This is a genomic window from Sporosarcina sp. P29 (genome assembly GCF_002743265.1).
Taxonomy (GTDB): Bacteria; Bacillota; Bacilli; order Bacillales_A; family Planococcaceae; genus Sporosarcina.
Genome location: NZ_PDYX01000007.1, coordinates 135,649 through 157,852, shown reverse-complemented (window position 1 = coordinate 157,852; position 22,204 = coordinate 135,649). Strand labels below are relative to the sequence as shown.

The following is a 22,204-nucleotide window of genomic DNA, read 5'->3' as shown; positions in this document are numbered from 1 at the left end:
TCAATCTACTTGATATTTAGTAAATCCGGTAAAAATGTAGAGATCTGTGGAATATACGTAATGAGTAACAAAATAATGACGGAGGAGACAACGAAAGGCAAAACTCCTTTCGATATTTGCCCTATTGAAGTATTCGATATGCCCGCGGCTACGAATAAATTGAGGCCAACCGGCGGAGTGAAAAGTCCAATGGCTAAGTTGACTGTCATGAAAACACCGAATACAGTTGGATCAACATCGAACAGTAGCACAATTGGCAATAAGATCGGAATGAAAATATAGTAGGCAGAAATTGCATCGATAAACATGCCCGCAATTAATAGAATAATATTGATCAACAATAAGATAATGATTTTATTTCCTGAAATACTTAACATCACATCTGAAATCTGCGTAGCAATTTGCTCGGTCGTGATGATGTATGCATAGACACTCGCCGCACTGACGATAAACATGACGACTGCCGTCTGAATACCTGCAGCTACTAAAATGTCGTATAGCTTTTTCAATGTCAGTTCGCGATAGATGAAAAAGCCGATGAACAGACTATAGAATACCGCCACTACTGCAGCTTCTGTAGGTGTAAAGAATCCACCGTAAATACCACCTAAAATAATAACAGGAATCAATAAGCCCCAAATTGCATTGCCGAGAGCTTTAAAACGTTCCGCACTTGTTGCAGGTTCCACTATGTACTGTTGTGATATCGGGCCCTCACGTTTTTCTTGTCGATACCTAACGAACATGGCGGCTACAATAAATCCAACACCCAATAGCAATCCAGGAATGACTCCTGCCATGAACATCCTTCCGATTGAAACCGGAATCTGATCACCCGCCACTACAGCAAAGACAATAAACGCAATACTAGGTGGAATGATGATACCGATTGCTCCAGAACTTGCCACCAAACCTGCCGCAGTTTCCGTCTTGTAACCGTTCTTCACCATACCCGGAATTAAAATACCGCCAATCGCAGCAACTGTTGCAGGGCCTGACCCTGAAATGGCTGCAAAGAAAATTGCCGTCATAACGGTTACAAAAATAATCCCGCTTTTGCGATGCCCAACTAACGCCTGGGCAAAATCAATTAGTCTTTTTGAAATTCCCGCATGCTCCATTATGACTCCTGCTAATATGAAGAACGGAATCGCAAGCAACGTAAATTTCGCTACGCTCGTATACATGATATCTGCAACCAATTCCAAACCAAACAATCCACTGCCTGTAAATAGCACCACAATGGAAGAGACGGCTAAAGCCACAGCAATTGGCATTCGAAGCATGACTAAAATAAAAAATACGCCGAATAAAATGATTGCTGTCATATTGGCTGCTCTCCCTTCCCATTTTGCTGTCGAAATTCAACAATTGTTACTTGGATGGAACGAATTAAACAAAACAGTGCACCAATTGGCATCGACATCGAGAACCACCATTGTGGCCAACCAAGCGAAGGTGTTTTCTGTCCCATATCCATCTGATACTGCACCATCTTCAAACCAAAATATAAAAGAATAAAAAATAATAGCATCATCATCAATCCAACCAAAATCGTAATTATATTCTTCAGCAACAGATTGCCTTTATCATAAATCAGAGTAAAGCCAAGGTGTGCGTACTTACGCACACCAATGGCTGTTCCGACAAATGTTAACATCACAAATAAATTAACGGTAATTTCTTCTGTGAAAGAAAATGAATAATTGGCAAATCCTCTGGATAGCACGTTAACGAATGCAATGGTGGACATGATGGACAGTACAATTACGACAATCCATTCTTCTACCCTATTGAATATCTTTCCCATACATCCACCCTCCAGTTCTTATTGGTCTTGGAACTTGTCTAATAGATCCTTGCCCCAGATATCTTCATACTTTTCATAAACCGGTTGTACCGCTTCTGTGAACTCTGCTAATTCTTCGTCTGTTGGTGCGTAGAACTGCATACCCGCATCTTTCAACTCAGCGATTTGTTTCTCTTCCTTTTCACGTGCCATTTCTACTTGATACTCAGCCGCTTCTTTACCTAGCTTCTTCACAAGCTCTTGGTCTTCTTCACTCATCGAATCAAACAACTTCTTATTGATGCCCAATACGAGTGGATCATAGGAATAGTTCCACGTCGTTAAGTAGTCTTGGACTTCATTCAACTTAGATGAATGAATCACATCGATCGGATTTTCTTGACCGTCAATCGTACCTTGCTGTAGAGATGTAAAGACTTCAGAGAACGCCATTGTCGTTGGATCTGCACCTAGTGCACGGTACAAGTCTGTATACATCGTAATTCCAGGAATACGTATTTTCAGGCCTTTCATATCTGCAGGTGACTTGATTTCCTTTTTACTGTTTGTGATCTGACGGAAACCATTCTCGCCGAATCCAAGTAATTCTACGTTCTTTTCATTAAGGATTTCTGCGAGTGCTTCTCCACCTGCTCCATCAAATACTTTGTCTACTCCGTCTTTATCTTTAAATAGGAATGGCGCACTCGCTACACCAAAGCGATCATCTAAAATCGAGTAAATAATAGTAGAGTGAAGGCTCAAGTCGGTCTGCCCTTTTGTCAGAAGCTCTACACCTTTTCCTTGATCGCCATTTGATAATTGTTCATTCGGAAACACTTCAATATTAATACGACCATCCGTTTGTTCTTTCAAGTCCTGCGCTAACTTGTCTGCAGCCTGAAACCAAGTAGACGAATCATTAACCGTGACAGACATTTTCAGATCATAGGATTTCCCTTCTGACTCTCCCGCCCCGTCCGTTGTTTCTTCTTTGTCTGACGAGCAAGCTGCCAACATCAGCATGGCAGATAAACCAATTGCGCTTAACACACTCTTTTTCTTCATTTTCATTTGATGTTCCCCCCAGTTTTTTCAAAAGTCATCTAGATACTTACTGTTAAAAAAGAGTATCTATTCAAAACATTTTGTTAGTGTATATAATTCTAATAGTCTGACAGTTTAATTCATATAGACTTTAGCACAATGATATATAGGAAAACACTTCTATTTTTTGTGTCAATGTCTAGTTTCTATAGTAAAGCTTCTTTTTGTCACCTTCTATTATACTAAAATCATTAGAACGCGAAAAAGAGGAGCAATTTATTGCTCCTCTTTTTGTATTTTATTGAACTTTTCCCTAGCTCTCACTAAGTAATACGCATTGATCCAAGATGCAATTGGTATCACTAGCGCTATGCCAAGTCCCGCGCAAAGTATTAAGATCATTTCCGAACTGAATATCTTTGAATTGACGATATCCCCAATGGAATAGTGCAAATCCTTGAACCAAATGAGCAATGCCAAATATCCCCCAAAGAAAGCGAAGAATAAGGTATTCGTATCGGTTCCTAAAATATCTCGGCCAATGCTGACACCTGACTTGAACAATTCTTTCTTGCTTAAGCTAGGTGTATGCTTAAATACTTCATGCATGGTCGTAGCGATTGATATAGCGACGTCCATGATCGCGCCAATGGTACTCATTATAATGACAGAAGCACCTATTTTTATGAAGTCTACACCGATATAGAGAGACATACCCGCGATTGCCTCTTCTTCTTCTTCGCCAAATCCTTGTATCATAAGCTTTTGGGATACTACTACAATGAAAAACAATAATATACTAATGGTAATCATCGTTGCGATAAATGCTATTACCGTTTTACTGTTCACTTCATTAATATAAAACAAGCTGACGCAACCAATCACGATACAAGCAATAAATGTTATTAAGATAGGATTAGCGTTTGGATCCAACATAAAAAACATCGTGAAGAAGACCACACCAAAATTGAAAAACAGCGAAATGAATGATCTTGCTCCACTTTTCCCACCAACCCAGATCATCAATACGAGTAAAATAACCGCAAGCCATACGAGTACATTCATATTCTCGCCCTCTTTCGTTCAATGAAGAAGATGGCTGTATAGAGTCCTATGGGGATAGTCAAGACGATTCCAATCCCACCAGCTAAAGCGCGCGCTAATTCCAATGATAGATTCATCGAAAGTGCAAATCCTACAGGAGAAGCGTTTTTCAAATAGAGGATCAGCATGGGAATAGATCCACTTATATATGCGAAAAACAGAATGCTTGTAATGGTACCCATAATGTCTTTACCAATGTCTATGCCAGATGCTCTTAGCGCTTTAACGGATATAGTGTGATCTCTTTCATATAATGCAAACATCGAAGACGACATCGTAATAGCCACATCCATAATGGCCCCGAGCGATCCAATAAACAACCCTGCCATGAAGATGGTGTGATAAGGACGCGTCAAAAACTGCATTTCCTCATAACGCAAACCATTCCCTGAAGTAATCCAGATGACAAGAGATGTGATGGAAAGAGATACGACTGTTGCGACTAGCGTAGCCACAATGGCGGCATAGGTTTTTTCAGTGCGGCCGCTAACTAGCAGAAGCGAAATCGTTGTGAATAGCAGGATGCAGATTCCGCAAACTACAAGTAAACTGACCTCATAATATTTCACATAAATATCTAAAGCGAATGATAGTACCATGACGTTAATCACAAAGCCTACTATAGCTAATAGCCCTTGCTTATGACCGACAATTAATAGTGTAAAGACGAAGATCCACGCAACGATCAATACGTACTTATCACGTTTTACGTCAGTGACACTTCCCATCAATTGTTCACCAGCATTAGAATCAATGGAGACAAATACCTCATTTCCTATACGGTACTGCTGATCGTATGCTCCGGAAGAGGAATACTCATTGACCAACTGGACTTCTCGACCTTTTTCTTCTCCGTTCATGATCTTAGCTACGATTTTCTGGACAAATAGCTTATCTTCATTACCATGCATATCTGTTACGTCGGTTTCTTCCTCTATTGTTGTATCGATCACCTGAGCGATCGGCCGATCATAAAATGAATGATTTTGATTTACAAATGCAATGGAACCAATACAGCAAATTGCTAAGGTCAAAAACAGGATCCATTGCCATGTTGTGATTTTTCGGATTCTATTCAAAACAATCCTCCTGACACTCTTAGGATAAGACACAGCTTAATCCTACCATGAATTAGACCTGGAATTGAAAAAAACCTGTCTCCACATCCAATGAGAAAAGCTCCGTTTCCACACTAGGAAACGAAGCAATTGATCACTTATTCCTGGCTAAACGACGGCTCTTCCATTAAACGCAATGACAAGTATAGCAAAAAAACGTCATGCGTATTGGAAACAGATAATCCGGTTAACTGCTCGACCTTTTGCAGGCGGTAAGACAATGTATTTTTATGGATATGCAGACGTTGCGCGGTATTTTGCATCGACTGATTCTCTTCGAACCATACCGTCAAATTATTCAGCAAGTCTTTATGATCTTCTAGTGGCGCAACTGTGCGCTTAAGGAATTCCTGCTTAACCGTGTCCGGAATACTTTGCAAAATAATTTCAAGACGCAGTTCATGCTCAAAGACAATATCCCCAGATTCCTTCGCAGCATTGACCGCACGTTCTGCCTGCGCGAATGATTTAGCTAAGTCGAAATAGCGCGCTGATGCACCTATACCTGCGACGACTTGTACTTTCTTGCGCCGTTTTATATGAAGCAATAGAAACTCTAACTCGTTTTTCACTGTTTCCTGATTCATTTCAGGTAATAATAGCAAGATTTTATTTTGCGCCCAGCGGATCATCTTCATGGAAGGATGGATGTTTTGAATCGATGCGAACGTCTCTATTTCCTCAACGGAGAACTGTTCCAATAAATCTAACACTTCCAAAACCACCACTTGACTGTAAAGTGTCACGTCGATTCCGAGCAGCGTCCCTCGTTCCATAAACCGTTCATCTTTCTTTGATCCTGTCAGCCAGTCAAAGACGAAGAACTCTACATCACGTACTTTTTCATCCTTCTGCTTTCGTTTCAGTGAATCTTGAATGAACAGTTCCGCTACGCGTAAGATCAGTTGAGCCTGCGGATGAATCACGTCTGGATCACCCGTCACGCCAAGTACGGCAATCGGTTCTTCTTCAATAATGATTGGCAAGACAATTCCCCTACGGACACCTTGCAGACGCTCTACTTCTTCGTCTCCCATACGGAGCATCGTTTTCTGGCGCGTACTTAACAGTGCACCTTCATGGAATTGATTGATTCGATCCGGTTCTGTACTCGCTTGAATGAAGCCCCTTCGATCCGTTAAAATCACTTGTTGCTGTATCAGCTTCGATAATTCCGTTACTATTTCATGTCCTAATGTATCAAATTGAAACACCTGTCTCACCTCGGATGGAAACTGCTAGTAATACTTAGTTTACGCCACTTCAGTTTCCACTACAATAGAGGAGATTCAGCTAAGTCGGACTTCCGGAATTCCACTGCTCCATGCCTTTATGAGCAGCTGCAATAGTTCTGCTGTTTCAATGGTTGTAGACTTCTCTAGCGTGACAGATCCGCCTTGATCGGTATGGCGCTGTTCTGCAGTTATTCGGTCAATCATCGCGTTTTGTTGTTGTTTTGTCGCCTGATTTATCGAACGATGCATAACCGAAGCCGCTTTGCGCAAAGGTATTTGCATTCCACTTTGACTAGATGCGTTCTCCAAGTACCGATTAATTTCTGCAGCTACTTCTTCAATAAACAGAATGGCCTTCTCTGAATGTAAACCAATTTGCTGGTCGGCTATAGCGGCTTCCCAGCCTGCCACTTCAATTTTTATAGTATGTCCCCATATACTTTCAATGCCGTTTAGTAAACGTACAAGTATGGTACAAGTACGTGCCAACTCTGTTTCCTGCATTACGTACGGTAATTGAATATACGAGTATAACACTGCTTTTTCCTGTCGCTCTTTATCGGGAAAATGTACTACAATTCCTTCACTTCCAAGCAGCCGTTTCATCAAACCAATGGCTGAGACTTTTTTATGAGTAATAGAGGAGCTGCCGATGGTTTGAGAATACCTTTCACTGTTAAAGTCTCCAAGGGAACATCCCAGACTGCGTTCTACTTGTTCAGCATCAAATAAACGCCAAGAGCCGCACGCTTTTACTTGTTCCATAAAATAGTCAGGTATACGTATATGCTTTTCTTTTACCTTACTTAATAAAAATGATTCAATTCTATTGTCAGCAATATCCATAGTATATTGCTGTACTCTCGTCTTTCGCTGATAAAACGTCTTACCAAAGAACGACATAATTTCTGCTGGTAAAGTCACATAGCCATGGCTCAGTATCCAATATGCTTCCTGTACTTTCTGCAAGCGACGGACGGTTTCATTTTGCATCGCAGCCATTGCAATGAGCATCAGCCGTTCCTGCGGCAGTCCTATCCGCTGGTTATAATGATCGGATGTTACAAATTCATTCATATATTGCTGCAATTGTGCAGAAGGTATCAATCGGTCGCGTTCAGCTACGATCTGTAAGCCGAGCCATTTAATTTCACTTGCCGAATAGTTATTGATCCATTGACCGTATAATCCGTCTTGTAACAGCTTCCGTACCACTTGATGAAATCCTGAATACACGGGTCTACCACGCCGTTGTTCTGCCTGTTTATACAATACCTGCAGTAGCGCATGTTCATGTATTCGTTCCTTTGTCTGTTCAAATACTCTCATGTCGTAGTCTCCTTTCGTAAACAACAAAAAACAATCATTCCGCCTCTTCGGCAAGATGATTGCAATAGTTGTGAATGAGGAAACAAATTCAGGCAACTTGAATAGACTCCATACAAAAATGCATAGATGCAGATACCTTTTTTGCTTCCACTCCTCAACCCCCGAAGAAAGTGTCGCTTTGACGATACGTGGCAGGTCTCCTGGCTTCACTTCATCCTTCCGCCAGTGCCTTCCCATGTCTCCATAGTGGCTAATTCTAGCGGTCGTCCGTGTGTACAGTTGCGGGGACAGCTCCGGTTTACGGATTCCCTTTTATACCTTGATAGGTACCAGCGCATCGTGCAAACTCATTTATTTGATTGACTTCATTTTATCATGGATAACATAGAGAGTGGTAGCGTTTGTTTTCAATGAGAACGAAGACATAACTAAACAGGGTGCCTATGCAGAAAACTACTGTGCGTACATCCACAATCGTTTTTTTGCTAGGCACCCTGTATCGAGCTTTCGTCATTATTTACATTAGTTGTTGTTCGCATAAACAGCCACACTCCGCCAATCCTTGAACATATGCTTCTTCCCATGTGATCCCGTGGATGAAACCATTCTCCGAGTAGCCTGTGATCAAATAGAACGTCTCGTTTTGCTCTGGTAATGATGAATTGCTTTGATAGGTGTTGTTATTCATAATAATTACCTCCTGGATTTTGTATTTTTCATAGTATATGCCATGTCGGGGAATTAAAGAACATTTTCTAAGCTTCTATTAATAAAAGGCTAATTGACAGCGCTTACATTTAGAGAGCGAAAGAAAAAAATTCTATATATATTTCCGAGCTAGTATAATAAGGCACACTCTATTATTCAGTTAATTCTGTTTATTGTATCACGTAAATAAATAATTGTAAATAAATAAGCGATGATTTCCTATTAACTTTTGTTAGTTTTTAAAATCAACCTATGACTTCCCTATCATTCATCGACTGAAATGCGCCTAAAAAACTTCTTTATATACAAAAATATCTCCCTAAGTCCACTTTACGACTTAGAGAGATCAGTAGTTATTACGACATTTGTTTTTCACAAATTTCGATGACTGCTTTGACAGAGTCAGCTGAATGATCAAGCGCTTTTTGTTCGTCTTCTGTTAATGGGAGTTCGATCACACTCTCAATACCATTGCCGCCAAGAACAGTAGGTACACCTAAGTAGATATCTTGATATCCATATTCGCCTTCTAAATAAGCGATAGATGGCATAATCCGCTTTTTATCTTTGATAATTGCTTCAGCCATCTCCACCAAAGCGGCAGCAGGTGCATAATACGCACTACCATTACCTAGCAAAGAGACGATCTCCCCGCCACCCTTTCGAGTACGCTCCACAATTGCTTCTAGTCGTTCATTCGAAATGATTTTATCCAACGGAATGCCACCAGCATACGAATAACGCACAAGTGGAACCATATCATCACCGTGCCCACCAAGAACAAAGCCGGAAATATCTTCCACAGAAATATTCAATTCTTCTGAGATGAACGTATTAAATCGTGCAGTATCGAGCACACCTGATTGTCCGATTACACGATTTTTAGGAAAGCCAGTTGTCTTATAGCAAACATACGTCATCGCATCTACTGGGTTACTTAAAATTAGCACGATACTGTCTGGAGCATAGCGTTTCACTTGTTCAGAAACAGAACGCATAATCTTTGCATTGGTCGCAACTAAATCATCACGACTCATGCCTGGTTTACGCGCGATGCCTGCAGTAATGATAACCATTGCAGCACCTTCAATATCCTCATAATTTGAAGTACCTGTAATACGGGAGTTGAACTGCTGCACAGGACTTGTCTGAAGAAGATCCAGTGCTTTACCTTTTGTCGGATTGGAGAGGTCAGGGATATCAACTAAGACGATGTCGCCTAATTCCTTCTGAGCCGCCATCAATGCGGCAGTCGCCCCTGTGTGACCAGCTCCGATGACTGCGATTTTATGTCGTTTGAAAGCCATGGAAACCACTCCTTTCTATAGATTTCATTATGAAAAGTATGCTAATAAGCATCCGTCAGTCTTTCTTCGGTGCCTTCTTAGCTTCTGTAGATTTCTTTATTTGTGGAATTTCTGGAATAGTCGGCGCTAGGGGTTTCACCATGCCGTATACTGAATCATCAGGACGCGGTATCACATGCGCACCTAGCAATTCACCTACACGCGCTGCTGCGTCGCGACCTGCATCAACAGCTGCCTGAACCGCACCGACGTCGCCTTGGACGATGACCGTGACGATTCCGCCATCCACCATCTCTTGTGATACTAACTCCACATTAGATGCCTTCACCATTGCATCCGCCGCTTCAATCGACCCGATTAATCCTTTTGTCTCAATCATTCCGATCGCTTGACTCATGTATATCACCTCTCTTTACTTCTGTTGAATCGATAATACCAATAATGACCGCGTCGATTGGGATCGGGTTTTCTTTCGGTAAAATAAAGCGTGAAGAACCGCCACTCGTAATGAGTACCTCGTCACCAACCCCTGCTCCAATACGATCCGCCGCGACCATATGCGACTGTATACTATTGCCGTGCGCGTCAATCGGCTGGATGATTAACAACTTAAGTCCTGATAATCCATCCTCTTTACGGGTTGCCCATACATTACCAATCACTCTACCCATTCGCATGCGTAATCACCTTTTTCTACTTTCTACTCGTTATCGTTTTACCGAGCTCTCGTGCTGTATCTCTTGCTAATGCCGTAACAATTGTACCTTTATTGATGACGATCTCTTTTTCTGAAATCACTGCTACGTCTTCTGCCGACAAAAGCTTTTTAGTAAATTCTAATGCATTCGGAACACTTACTGTCTGAGATGTCTTCACTTTTTCTATTTTCGTTTCCGTCTCTGCTTGCATAGGTTTCGTTTCTTTCGCATCATTCGACTTCACGAGACGACCGATCGATCCCTGTGTAATGAAACCTGCATTCGCTTCATCAGTATCGATATGCATTTCAAGACGATATCGCTCATTCACCCGAATACGTACATTGCGGAATGAAATGGATCGCACTCCGTCCGCTTCCACCGTGACATATTCCCCGTCCTCCACGCCAAAACGCGTAGCATCTGTAGGTGCCATATGGATATGCGCTTGTGCAATAATCAGACCTTGGTTTATATGCACACTACCTTTTGGTCCAATTAAGGTGATGGGTGCAGATCCTTCAATATTACCGGATTCCCGAAGTGGGGGCTTGACGCCGAGCTTCATGGCATCCGTAAAGCTGACCTCGACTTGAGTCGCTTTTCGGACAGGTCCTAAAATACGTACACGTTCAATACTGCTTTTAGGTCCTGCAATCATCACCGTTTCATTGGCGGCGAATTGGCCCGGCTGTGAAAGCTCGGACCGCTGTGTCAATTCATACCCTGCACCAAACAATACTTCCACATGTTCAGGCTGTAAATGTACGTGACGGGCGGAAACCGCAATGGGAACCGCTCGTTCCGGCAATTGAACGGGACTTTTCCCCAGCTGCCCAAGAATTTCTCCGACAATCTGCTCAATCAATTGCTGATTCATTTAGTTCACGCCTTTCTACTGTGTCAGCAGTGATTATTCGCTTTTTGGTAACATCATTTCTAATTCATTATGTGGTCTTGGGATTACGTGAACTGAAAGCAATTCGCCCACACGTTGTGCAGAAGCCGCTCCTGCGTCTGTTGCTGCTTTTACTGCGCCTACATCGCCACGTACCATAACTGTTACAATTCCGCCGCCAACATGTACTTTACCTACTAAGTTTACGCTTGCCGCTTTCACCATTGCGTCTGCTGCCTCGATTGCACCGATTAACCCTTTAGTTTCTACCATTCCTAATGCTGTACCTTCTCTGTTCATAATTGTTTCCTCCTAATAATGTTTTATTTTGAAAGTTGCTTAACAATTTCACTGACTAAGTTCTGTACTAATACCGGATCGATGTTGCTGTTTGTTGAGGCTGATACATTGTTCATGACACTGGATACAAGTTGATCATTAGAGCTCTCTACCGGCTCAGAGTGCTTCGGTAACTGTACTTCCTTCGTACCGTATGCCATCCGCTTAATGTTCAGCAAATGTTTAGCCGTGACATTGTCGGATGTAATATTGCCACCGAAAGTTCCGCATCCTAATGTGAACGATGGCATTAAGCCTGTAGTTCCACCCACTGCACCAATGGAAGCCATTGTATTGACCAAAATACGTGATACAGGCATTTCCATCGCGAATTCTCGTGCAACTGCATCGATTTCGGTGTGTAGTGCCAAACTGTGTCCACGTCCACCTAGGTTCAGCAAGTCGAGACACACTTCTTTCGAATGCTTCACACCATCAACGATATACATAGCGAAAATTGGTGATAATTTCTCCAATGAAAATGGTACATCTTTGCCGACTTTTGTTTCCATCCCAACTATCAGGCGCGTGCCTTCCGGTAATGAAATACCTGCCATTTTGGCAATGAACTGTGGGCTCTTGCCAACCACTTTCGGATTCACCTTACCGGGTACCGGTGAGATAACTCCTTCCATGATCTTTTTCTCTTCATCAGACAAAATATACGCACCATTTTTTTTCAATTCGCTCGTAACGAGATCCGCGATATGCTTATCGACAACAATCGCTTGCTCCGTCGCGCAAATCGTACCATAGTCAAATGATTTACTGTCGACAATATCTTTTACTGCTTTTTGGACCTTCGCAGAACGCTCAATATAGACCGGAACATTACCAGGACCTACACCATACGCTGGTTTCCCAGAGCTATATGCCGCTTTGACTAGTGCACTACCACCTGTTGCGATGATGAGATTAACGTCTTTATGTGACATCAATTGCTGTGTTGCCTCCATCGAAGCCAACGTTAGGCACTGGATTAATCCTTCTGGTGCACCTGCTGCAACAGCCGCTGCATCACACACTTTCAATGCTTCATGTGTACATTCCACTGCATACGGATGAGGACTCACAACAATGGAATTTCGTGTCTTCAGTGAAATCAATGTTTTGAAGAACGCTGTTGACGTCGGGTTAGTTGTTGGAATAATTGCCGCAACTACACCGAATGGGGCAGCGATTTCCACGACTTTATTCAAATGATCTTCTTTGATGACACCAACTGTTTTCAAATCTTTGATGCTTTCATACACATCACGTGAACCGACTTCATTCTTTACTTTCTTATGAGCTGCTACTCCCATACCTGTTTCATCTACCGCTAATTGCGCTAGACGACCGGATTGTTCAAAAGCAGCATCCGCTACAGCTTTAACAATCTTATCGACTTGTTGCTGGGTATAGCCCATGAACTTCTCTTGTGCTTCTTTTGCAGTTTGAACAGCCAAGCGCATTTGCTGCAAGGCCAATAAATCATTATCCACTAATTGAACCAAATCAAAACACTCCTTCCTACATGCTTCTCTATCAATAACTTAACGGATGATCCGCCATGTTCTGTACGGCTTCGCGAAACGCGTCAGCTGCTGCTTCACAAGAAGATTGACTGCCTGTGAGCAGACCGCCACCGAAGTTTGTTTCAGAAGGAGGCGCATAGAGTTCGCATAACGTGACATCCGCAGCTTTTAAGGCCGCATCCAAACCGATAATCGCTTCAAGAGGTGGTGCAATCAAGTATGCAATCGATTGGCCGACCGGTATGTTAGCCATGTCAGCCAAGTAACTACCACAGCTAGAAATGGTATGCGCAAATAACGCATGATCCGGGTTTCCATTAATTGCTTCGAAATACGCTTCGTGCTCTATAGTGATACGAATCGAATCAAGACCACTTTTCACTTCTTCCGGTGACGGTCCAGCAATGATTCCGATAAACTCACCAGACAGCGGTCCGGAAGAATGTGCAGCACCTGCGTAAAAACTTTTCGCGTAGACTACTTCCACGTCGCTATGCTTCGTAGCTGCATCAATTGCTGTATAACCAATGTCATCAATTGTCGTTGTCATCAATCCAAGACTGCGTTGATAGGGCTTCAGTTCAAACTTCTCAGCCAGCTCTGGACTAACGTTTGGAATGACTTGCATTGACAAGATGTCCGCGTGGATTTTCATTCGTCCTCCCCCTTCCTCAACCTTCTTTTTGAACAAGCGATACACCGCTCGCTTCGTATTTTAAGATTTTCTGAATGATTGTTCCGAGGAATGCCCCGGCTTCAACAGGTGGGATTCCTCCTTTATGGATATTGGAAATCACCATACGATCCGCTTCAATCGTGCCGTGCCTTGGCTTGTAGCACATATAAGCACTCAGTGACTCTGCAGATACTAGACCAGGACGTTCACCGATCAACATGACCACTACATCGGGCTGCAATAACTCACCGATATCATCCATCACAGCCACTCGCCCTTTATCAACGTAAAATGTCGTTCCCATTTCGATATTCAAGTTGTTTAACGATTGTTCCAGAGACAAGTAGACGTCTTCCAGATTTTCTTCAATCGCTTTCGCACTTAGACCATTTGACGCGACGATCTGTACGACAGGCGATTTTTTACAGCGTTCTTGAATAATAGACTTCGCTTCATCTGAAAGTTTTCTACCAAGATCCGGACGTCGAATATATTCTTCTTTATCCACCACTTTGGATTGCACTTGGAATAATCCTAGCTGCTCAAGCAAGTCATCCGGCACTTCACCGTAGACCGCATCAACAGCCGCCGCGTGGTCCAGTCGAAACTGTAGCCACGTCTTCGTTTTAGGACGTGAACCTGCGCGTCCAACCCCTACTCTAGCTGGGGTCTTTTTGCGATACTCTGCCCATTTATCTTCTACAGGCTCTGCTTCAGGTGCTAGCTTCGGTTTCGGATTACTGTATGCCGTCGTTGGTTTTGGTTTTACCGTAGCGATATTCCGCTTTGGCTCTTCCGTCGTACTATGGAATGTCACCAATCCACTAGGTGACTTTTTCACAGTTTCTGCGTTCAAATGTCCAATAGGCTGTTGTGAAAACAACTCTATTTTCTGCTCGTTCGAGTTCTGTTGTACCGTTTGACTGCCGCTTGCAGCTTCTAGCTTCTCTACCACCATTTTTGTGATCTGCTGAATTAGTTCCTCATTCAAGTTCATCCACCTCCTATCGATTGAAGAGTGTGAGATCTCCGGCATGTTTACTCAGCATGCCGTTTTCATAAATCCCCATCTTTTCAAGCCATTTCAAATATTCAGGTGCTGGCGTTTTGCCCATCGTCTGAAGAACCGTCGCCACGTCATGGTAGCTCATGGACTGGTAATTCAGCATAACGTCATCGCCCATCGGTGCTGCGATGATGAAGTTCACACCTGCCGCTGATAATAGGATACTTAAATCTTCAATATCATTTTGATCCGCTTTAATATGGTTCGTATAACAAATATCTACACCCATCGGCAGTCCGTGTAGCTTGCCCATGAAGTGATCTTCAAGGCCTGCACGAATCACTTGCTTGCTGTTGTATAAATATTCCGGCCCAATAAATCCGACAACTGTATTGACGATGTACGGATCATAATGCCGTGCAAATCCGTAGTTACGCGCTTCCATAGTTACCTGATCCACGCCGTAATGCGCTTCAGCCGATAATTCCGATCCTTGCCCTGTTTCAAAATACAAGGTTTGAGGACCGGTACCCGTACCCATTTTCAGTGATAGATCTTTCGCTTCTGCAATTAATTCCGCTGAAATTCCAAATGAACGGTGAGCTTTTTCCGTTCCCGCGATACTTTGGAAAATCATATCGGCAGGTGCCCCTTGTTCGATTGCTTTCATCTGTGTCGTAACGTGTGCGAGTACACAGTTTTGCGTCGGGATTTCCCATTCATCGATGAAATCTTTCGTTGCGTTCAACACACGTTTTACACTTTCTACGGAATCGTCTACGGGATTGATCCCAATTACTGCATCACCGATACCGTAAGACAAGCCTTCTTTTAACGAAGTGATGATGCCATCAATATTGTCTGTCGGATGATTCGGCTGCAAACGGGAAGACAAAGTGCCTTTTTGGCCGATTGTAATATTACATGTTGATAAGATTTCAATTTTATTAGCCGCATGTACCAAGTCAAGATTGGACATCAGCTTTGTGACGGCTGCGATGACTTCCGAAGTCAATCCACGGCTGAGACGCTTTAATTCACGGTCGCCTACTTCATTACTCAAAATGTATTCGCGCAGTTCTGCGATACTCCAGTTTTGGATCTCGCCATAGACCTTCTCGTTAATATCGTTTTCAATAATGAGTGATACTTCGTCGCTTTCAATTGGAATCAGCGGATTGTTGCGGATATCGCTTACAAGCAATTCACTGACGACTGTTTTGGCTGCAATTCGTTCTTGCACGGTTTCCGCTGCAATTCCCGCGAGGCGATCTCCCGACTTTTCTTCATTCGCTTTTGCTAGTACTTCTTTCAGATCATGGAACACATATCGTTCGCCGCCTAATGTAGTGGATAAATTCACGTACGAGACCTCCTTTACGTAGTGTGGAAAGTTAAGGTTTTCACGACGACCGGTACTACACCCGAAGTGAGCGCATTGCCGATATCGATGTAATCTCCTGTTTCCACATTGATTTGATCTATGCAAATAATACTTTGTTTCACTTGTAATGCTGCCAGTGTTTGGCCAATCACTTTGGCATGATCGGATTGAATGACCAAAATAATAGGTTGTTCTGGACGTGGTCGCTTGTTCATGACTTGAACAACTGCTTTGGCAAGCTTCTGCACATCGCGAAATCCGAGATAAGGAAGATTGCATAAGTAGAGCGCAAAATTTTGTCCCTCTTTGGCTGAGTCATATAAAGTTACCGCCTGCTCGACCGCGTCTTCAAAATGGGATAAACCTGTTTCGAGATTTGCTTCAAAGTCATATTCGTAAATAGGGATATTTTTTAATGGCAACTCATGTGGTGCAACTTGAATGGTGGCTCCGCTAATTTCAGTCGTCTGCGTTCCTGCACCTAATACGGTTGCACGTACAGTTTCTATAGGCTCCTGCCAAGTGAAATGCTGAAGTGAAGTGTTACGCAACAAGGCTTCCGCAAGCTGAACACCTATATCATCGTATTGTGCCTCCTGAACTTCACCGGATTCATGATGATACATGCACTCCGAAATCCCACCTGAAAAAACGATTGTATCAACCGTTGGCAACCAATTCGGTTCATGACCAAGCAGTAGTACTTGATCTTGCGCATGGACTTCTTTTTTTAAAACTCGTCCCATTGCTTCCGCCATATACGTCGTTACGAACGTTACGGCTGAAGAACTTTGCGGATCACCTACCCGTAATTTGTACCCTTGATCTTGCAATAGTCGCTCGACTGGCGGGGAGATGGTACGAACCTTACCGCCTTCAAACTCGATTAATCGGCCACCAATATGCATCGTACATGTACCAAGAAGCTGCTTATCCTTGAACACAGCGATATTTGCTGTTCCTCCGCCGATGTCAATATTGGCGATGACCTGACCACTTTTCCCGGATAATTCATAGCTCCCAGAACCTTTAGCTGCAATAATACCTTCTAAGTCAGGTCCTGCGGTTGCTACGAGAAAATCACCTGCTTCGTTAGATAACTGATGTAACATTTCACTGGCATTCCGCTTGGTAGCGGTTTCACCAGTGATAATGACAGCGCCTGTTTCAATTTGTGAAGGCTGAACTCCAGCTTTGTCGTATTCGGATTGGATGATTTGTTGGACACCCGCTACATCAATCGTCACTTCGTCTTGCAATGGCGTTCGGAATACTGGACTTTTATAAAGTATTTCTTTGTCTGTAATTTCTATTCGTGGCACATGTGATGCGCCCGCCACATTACGTAGGGAAAACCGACTGATAATCAGTTTCGTCGTGCTTGTGCCAATATCAATTCCTGCACTCATAATTGTTTCGTGCTTATTGAAATTGCTCACGCCCACACCCCTTTCTGATTACTTACTGCAACGCCTGTCGGAGCTAAGCGGCGTTCTGCACTGTTGATTGTATCTAGTTCCGGACGCCAGCTCCTCGGGTCGTTTCAGTATTGCCGAGAAAGTGCAAAGTACACACTTTTTCAGCAATACCTCCAACGCCTGTCGGGGCTAAGCGGCGTTCTGCACTTTTGATATAAAAAAGACGCCTTTACAAACCCATGGATTTTCCCACGGGATGTAAAGGCGCCTTTGCCGTTTTTATTCACTTGTATGCAATTTACTATATCAAATTCCTTACTAACTGTAAAGAAGATTAGCCGAGAAAGATCAAGTGTTGATCGGCCTTTGATTCTACGTATTGTTGCATGGCGGCAAGGTCGTTCAGCTTGGTTAATTCTCTCAGGTGCTCGATTCCCATTCCAGTTACAGATGAAATCATGACGATTGGTCCTTGGTTCATGACGGTCTTAAGCATTCCGAGTGAACGTTCTAGGTCGGCTTCCGGAAGATCACATTTGGTAATGACACCAATTGGCAGTTTCGGAATCCCCATGCTGAAACCCGGTGGAAAAATAAGCTTTTCACTCGTTGCGTCTTGTAAATACAGTACGTGCGTCACTTCAAGTGCAGTGGCCATGATATTTTTATAGAACATCGGATTTTCCGAATACTCACCCGGCGTGTCAACAATCCAATCATAATAACTGAGCGTTTGCGTTTTGAAAGCTTCTACTTTTCGGCCTAGTAAAGCATTTGTCAATGTTGACTTCCCAGCCCGTACCGCACCGATTAGCATTGCTTTATTTCGCATCGTCTTCACTCCTTATGATTTTGTAATTTCAGCTGGCGTATAGTTTAACTTCTCCGATAAAAATCGGTTGATTTCAAGCATAGCCATCTCGACTTCTGAGACACTGCCCACAATGACCAGACTTCCCGTAAATCGATCGAGGAATCCAATTCGAACATTTGCCGCTTTTGTCGCCAAGTCTCCCGCGATAATGACTGTTTCACTCGGTGTACACGTAAGGATACCTAAGGCACCCGCTTCTTGTATACCTAACTTCTGAAACATATCTGGATCGGGGTTAGCGATCAAATGACTGAGTGTAAGCTGTTTTCCCGGAACAAATTCCTGTATAAATCGTTTCTTTTCTTCGCTCATTACACACACTCCCTATATATAGTTTTACGCTTTAGCAACAGGAGCTTCTGGTTCAACGTCTTCATTTTCGTACTCACCTTTTTTAATAATTCCCGCTTCACGATCTTGCTTCTCTAGCTTTAATGCCGTTGGTACAGAAAGCTTGTACGCAATAATAATTGCAATGATACCTGCGCTTAATTTACCTAGTATAACCGGTAAAATAATATTTGGCTGGAAATTCGCTGTGAATGATAAATGATCACCCAATAAGAATGCAGCACAGACCGCGAATGCGATATTGACAACTTTATCTTTTGGTCTCATGTAACGAACTAATGAGAACATCGCCAATATATTTGCAACCGTTGCAAGTAGTCCTGCGCTCCCTTCAGGTGAAAGTCCAATTTTCTTCCCTGCAGATTCCAAAGGTTTCCCCATATACTTCCGAATTAAATAAATCATTGGGAATGCACCTGCTAGCATGATACCAATGTATCCCGCTGTTTCAAGTGCACGGAATTGGTCTGCTTTATCTGCCATAATCGGATCGAAGCCCCAAACACCAAAGATTTTAGTGAAAATACCTGTAAATACTTCAACGATAGAGAACACTAAAACAAGTTTAATGGCAGCATCCATCACGCGACCAAAAATCATAAACCCGTTAATCATAATACGCGGGACGAACTTTAATCCGACCGCAATCAAAACAACAAATATTAATAATGGCAATAAATTTATAAAGATCTGTAAATAACTAATTGCAAACTCATAATTGGATGTAGCAGTCGTGCTGATTACATCACGCACATCCGTATTGAACAACACTACTAAAACAGATGCAATAAAAGCACCGATTGGAATCGTTAGTACACCCGACATAATACCAAGCGCCATATACTTATGGTCCCTTTTATCAAGCATTGCAAGTCCCATTGGAATAGAGAATACAATGGTTGCTCCGGACATGAAACCGACGATCAGCGCCATGATCCATCCTTCATTTGTTACCTTTAACGCTTCTGCTAACTGGTAACCGCCCATATCTGAAGCCAGAATAGTAGTTGCGGCAAGTGCCGGATCTGCTCCGATTGAATTAAAGATTGGCCCAATAAACTTACTTATAAACCAAGTCAAATATGGTATGGACGCCATGATTCCTGCCGCTGGAACGAAGATATGTCCAACTGCGTGTAATCCAGACATGAATTCCTTACCTAATCCCTCTTCTGGATTTTTTATTGAAGCAAACGCCCCTGCAACCGCACAGGCCATGATGATATATACAATCACCGTTCCAATCATTTCCATATAAGTTTCCCCCTCTTATTGTCATCTTATGTTCTCTTTTGTCGTGCAATAATTTACTAGCCACCACCCTCTAGCTTGTTTATAACTCGCGAAAAAAGACAAAAAGACGCTTAAAGAATGTAGCTCTTTAAGCGTCTTTGCTTAGATCTATTTACTTGTGCGAATCTATTATTTCCAAGGCAAGCGACTCCATTGTCATTTGCCGCGACATACTTGTATCACGCATTTTTTTAAATGCTTGTTGCTCGGTTAAGAGCTCTGTATTCATTAGAATACCTTTTGCTCGTTCTATGACTTTCCGCTTTTCCACTTCCTGCTTCGCTTGCTGAATAGTGTCCTTCAACCGTTTCGCTTTACTAGATTGGTGAAGCGCGACTTCAATTGCAGGAATTAAATTAGCTTCAGAAATAGGTTTAACTAAATAGCCGACCACACTGTCTTGCTGTGCCTTTTCCACAAATTCCTTTTGACTGTACGCGGTGATGATTAAAATTGGTATATCCAGTTGCTCTCCAATGATTCGACTCGCTTTTAGCCCATTCATCTTCGGCATTTTAATATCCATTAGAATTAAATCAGGCTTATGCAAAAAAGCCAGCTCAATCGCCCTGTCCCCATCACCTGCTTCTCCAACGACTTCATAGCCATGGTCTTGCAAGGTCATTTTCAGGTCCATGCGAATAATTGATTCATCTTCTGCAATTAAGATTCGTTTACTCATCAAAAGTTTCCACCTCCGCACCCACTGGAAAACTGATTACTGCATGAGTCCCGATTTCCCTAGGCACATATAGAAACTCACCATTCAAATCATTGGCCACCAAATTGTGGATGATTTCCGTGCCAAGCGAAGTTTGCGGATTCTTCATTCCAACGCCGTTGTCGGATACGTGAAGCTCTACAAAATCATGATCTACGGTAAATTCCACATCAATAATCCCCTCTTCTTTGCCTGTAAATGCATGTTTTAAAGAGTTTTGAATAAGCTCATTAATGATTAGCGCAATTGAAACCGCTTTCTTAGAGGTTGTTACTATTTTATTGCCATTCGGCTCAATAATCAAGTCTACTTTTAAATTATATTCGTTGAGCACCATAGTAGAACATATTTTCCTTGTCAAATTTATAATATTTACATCATCATCATCCGCATGTTCCTTCGTGAGAATAATTTCATACACAGACGAAATACTATATATCCGATTCAGTGTTTCTTCAAAAGAAGAGCGGCTTTCAGCAGGCATTCCATTGCGCATTTGTAGCCTAATCAAGCTTGCCACCGTTTGTAAATTATTTTTTACACGATGATGAATTTCTTTAATCACGACTGACTTCATCATTAATTCTTTTTCCTTTGTCCGAAGTTCCGTAATGTCTTGGACAATTAATAAAGTTTCTTGAGATTTGTTTTTCTCACGCAATCTTATCTTTTTAACTATTAAATTTTTGCGCTCAATTGTTAGTTCAAAGACAAACACATCATCTTCCTGCTCATAAACCGTCTTCAAAAAAGGTAAAAGTTCTAACAAATCACGATTTAGGACATCATCTTGCTCGCTCATTTCAGTAATCAGTTTTAAGCCTGAAGGATTTGCGTATACTAGCCGATTACTTTCATCTGTCAAAATAAGCATTTCCATTAATAAATCTGAAACGACACCTAAACCCGAATTTGTCAGCTGATCTTCCGCTGTTTCTGTTATTACGGAAAACCTCTTTATACTGTCTGTTGAAGTCGTTGAAGTAACCTGCTTTTCTGAAATCAGTACACCAATCACTTGATGGCTTGTATTCTTAATGGGCACTACGGTCTGATCCACCAAGATGCCTTCTTGTGTCATAGCCTGTCGTATGATTGATTTCTTTCCATTGCGATAGGAATAAAATACACCTGGCTCAAAAGATTCAAAAACAATCTTTCCAATAACTGAGTTATTATAAAGTGGTGTACTACCAACTGGAAAAGCTTCTGCAACGACAATTGCTTGATTACTTGGTTTTAATTTACAATCAATGAACATATACGAATCTGACAAGTCCGCATAGGTCTGTAAGCTAAACGCCATCTCCTGAAGAATCTGCACATCTTGACTAGACAGTTCGGTATGCTGTTTACAAAGTTGTTCAACTGTTTCTTTTACCAATACGTCAC

At 42.3% G+C, this 22,204-nt stretch carries 23 protein-coding genes and 1 riboswitch; all 23 genes read right to left on the bottom strand.

All coding sequences use genetic code 11. The annotated features are described in order from the left end of the window. Window positions 1-5 precede the first annotated feature (5 nt). The 23 genes from CSV68_RS08570 to CSV68_RS08465 all read right to left on the bottom strand — a co-directional run bounded on the left by CSV68_RS08570 (window position 6) and on the right by CSV68_RS08465 (window position 22,196). Window positions 6-1,328, bottom strand: a complete 1,323-nt coding sequence (locus CSV68_RS08570) for a TRAP transporter large permease (protein WP_099661898.1) — start codon at window positions 1,326-1,328, stop codon at window positions 6-8. Beyond that, the gene (locus CSV68_RS08565) at window positions 1,325-1,810 is read right to left on the bottom strand and encodes a TRAP transporter small permease (RefSeq protein ID WP_099633620.1); all 486 of its coding nucleotides are present in this window, start codon (window positions 1,808-1,810) and stop codon (window positions 1,325-1,327) included. The genes CSV68_RS08570 and CSV68_RS08565 overlap by 4 nt, the downstream gene beginning before the upstream one ends. Before the next feature lie 18 nt (window positions 1,811-1,828). After that, a complete protein-coding gene (locus CSV68_RS08560) occupies window positions 1,829-2,863 on the bottom strand; it encodes a DctP family TRAP transporter solute-binding subunit (RefSeq protein ID WP_099661897.1) in 1,035 nt (344 codons plus the stop codon). 249 nt (window positions 2,864-3,112) lie between these two features. Beyond that, window positions 3,113-3,901, bottom strand: coding sequence for a YibE/F family protein (locus CSV68_RS08555; protein ID WP_099633622.1), 789 nt, complete (start codon window positions 3,899-3,901; stop codon window positions 3,113-3,115). After that, window positions 3,898-5,019, bottom strand: a complete 1,122-nt coding sequence (locus tag CSV68_RS08550; RefSeq protein ID WP_099661896.1) for a YibE/F family protein — start codon at window positions 5,017-5,019, stop codon at window positions 3,898-3,900. Before CSV68_RS08550 ends, CSV68_RS08555 begins: the two co-directional genes overlap by 4 nt. A 137-nt stretch (window positions 5,020-5,156) precedes the next feature. After that, the gene (locus tag CSV68_RS08545) at window positions 5,157-6,272 is read right to left on the bottom strand and encodes a CdaR family transcriptional regulator (protein ID WP_158233004.1); all 1,116 of its coding nucleotides are present in this window, start codon (window positions 6,270-6,272) and stop codon (window positions 5,157-5,159) included. A gap of 75 nt (window positions 6,273-6,347) precedes the next feature. Then, window positions 6,348-7,622, bottom strand: coding sequence for a hypothetical protein (locus tag CSV68_RS08540; protein ID WP_099633625.1), 1,275 nt, complete (start codon window positions 7,620-7,622; stop codon window positions 6,348-6,350). A gap of 173 nt (window positions 7,623-7,795) precedes the next feature. Next, window positions 7,796-7,972, bottom strand: a riboswitch (cobalamin riboswitch). A gap of 167 nt (window positions 7,973-8,139) precedes the next feature. Then, complete coding sequence (locus tag CSV68_RS17155; protein ID WP_158232187.1) at window positions 8,140-8,310, bottom strand: hypothetical protein; 171 nt, start codon at window positions 8,308-8,310, stop codon at window positions 8,140-8,142. 376 nt (window positions 8,311-8,686) lie between these two features. After that, window positions 8,687-9,637, bottom strand: a complete 951-nt coding sequence (gene mdh / locus CSV68_RS08535) for a malate dehydrogenase (protein ID WP_099633626.1) — start codon at window positions 9,635-9,637, stop codon at window positions 8,687-8,689. Window positions 9,638-9,692: 55 nt separating this feature from the next. Beyond that, window positions 9,693-10,034 carry a BMC domain-containing protein gene (locus tag CSV68_RS08530; protein ID WP_099633627.1) on the bottom strand — a complete coding sequence of 114 codons (342 nt, stop codon included), beginning with the start codon at window positions 10,032-10,034 and terminating at the stop codon, window positions 9,693-9,695. Further along, entirely contained in the window at window positions 10,009-10,314 is a 306-nt protein-coding gene (locus CSV68_RS08525; protein WP_085427580.1) for a EutN/CcmL family microcompartment protein, read from the bottom strand. The genes CSV68_RS08530 and CSV68_RS08525 overlap by 26 nt, the downstream gene beginning before the upstream one ends. A gap of 16 nt (window positions 10,315-10,330) precedes the next feature. Beyond that, window positions 10,331-11,215 (bottom strand): phosphate propanoyltransferase, encoded by an 885-nt coding sequence (pduL, locus tag CSV68_RS08520; protein ID WP_099661895.1) that lies wholly within the window; start codon window positions 11,213-11,215, stop codon window positions 10,331-10,333. A 33-nt stretch (window positions 11,216-11,248) separates the two neighbouring features. Continuing rightward, window positions 11,249-11,533 (bottom strand): BMC domain-containing protein, encoded by a 285-nt coding sequence (locus tag CSV68_RS08515; RefSeq protein WP_085132129.1) that lies wholly within the window; start codon window positions 11,531-11,533, stop codon window positions 11,249-11,251. A gap of 23 nt (window positions 11,534-11,556) precedes the next feature. Continuing rightward, complete coding sequence (locus tag CSV68_RS08510; protein ID WP_233190407.1) at window positions 11,557-13,026, bottom strand: aldehyde dehydrogenase family protein; 1,470 nt, start codon at window positions 13,024-13,026, stop codon at window positions 11,557-11,559. A gap of 73 nt (window positions 13,027-13,099) precedes the next feature. Then, entirely contained in the window at window positions 13,100-13,744 is a 645-nt protein-coding gene (eutL, locus tag CSV68_RS08505; RefSeq protein ID WP_099633630.1) for an ethanolamine utilization microcompartment protein EutL, read from the bottom strand. Window positions 13,745-13,760: 16 nt separating this feature from the next. Next, complete coding sequence (gene eutC / locus CSV68_RS08500) at window positions 13,761-14,762, bottom strand: ethanolamine ammonia-lyase subunit EutC (protein ID WP_483315673.1); 1,002 nt, start codon at window positions 14,760-14,762, stop codon at window positions 13,761-13,763. 7 nt (window positions 14,763-14,769) lie between these two features. Beyond that, window positions 14,770-16,134: an ethanolamine ammonia-lyase subunit EutB gene (locus CSV68_RS08495; RefSeq protein WP_099633632.1), complete on the bottom strand. Its 1,365-nt coding sequence runs from the start codon at window positions 16,132-16,134 to the stop codon at window positions 14,770-14,772. Window positions 16,135-16,148: 14 nt separating this feature from the next. Next, a complete protein-coding gene (locus CSV68_RS08490; protein ID WP_099661907.1) occupies window positions 16,149-17,564 on the bottom strand; it encodes an ethanolamine ammonia-lyase reactivating factor EutA in 1,416 nt (471 codons plus the stop codon). 343 nt (window positions 17,565-17,907) lie between these two features. Beyond that, window positions 17,908-18,405 (bottom strand): EutP/PduV family microcompartment system protein, encoded by a 498-nt coding sequence (locus CSV68_RS08485; protein WP_099633633.1) that lies wholly within the window; start codon window positions 18,403-18,405, stop codon window positions 17,908-17,910. Window positions 18,406-18,417: 12 nt separating this feature from the next. Further along, the gene (gene eutS, locus CSV68_RS08480; RefSeq protein ID WP_085427588.1) at window positions 18,418-18,759 is read right to left on the bottom strand and encodes an ethanolamine utilization microcompartment protein EutS; all 342 of its coding nucleotides are present in this window, start codon (window positions 18,757-18,759) and stop codon (window positions 18,418-18,420) included. A gap of 24 nt (window positions 18,760-18,783) precedes the next feature. Then, complete coding sequence (gene eutH, locus CSV68_RS08475) at window positions 18,784-20,052, bottom strand: ethanolamine utilization protein EutH (RefSeq protein ID WP_099633634.1); 1,269 nt, start codon at window positions 20,050-20,052, stop codon at window positions 18,784-18,786. A 151-nt stretch (window positions 20,053-20,203) separates the two neighbouring features. Beyond that, on the bottom strand, window positions 20,204-20,773 hold the full coding sequence (locus tag CSV68_RS08470; protein ID WP_099633635.1) for an ANTAR domain-containing response regulator: 570 nt from the start codon (window positions 20,771-20,773) through the stop codon (window positions 20,204-20,206). Further along, on the bottom strand, window positions 20,766-22,196 hold the full coding sequence (locus CSV68_RS08465; protein WP_099661893.1) for a sensor histidine kinase: 1,431 nt from the start codon (window positions 22,194-22,196) through the stop codon (window positions 20,766-20,768). The genes CSV68_RS08470 and CSV68_RS08465 overlap by 8 nt, the downstream gene beginning before the upstream one ends. Window positions 22,197-22,204: the final 8 nt, after the last annotated feature.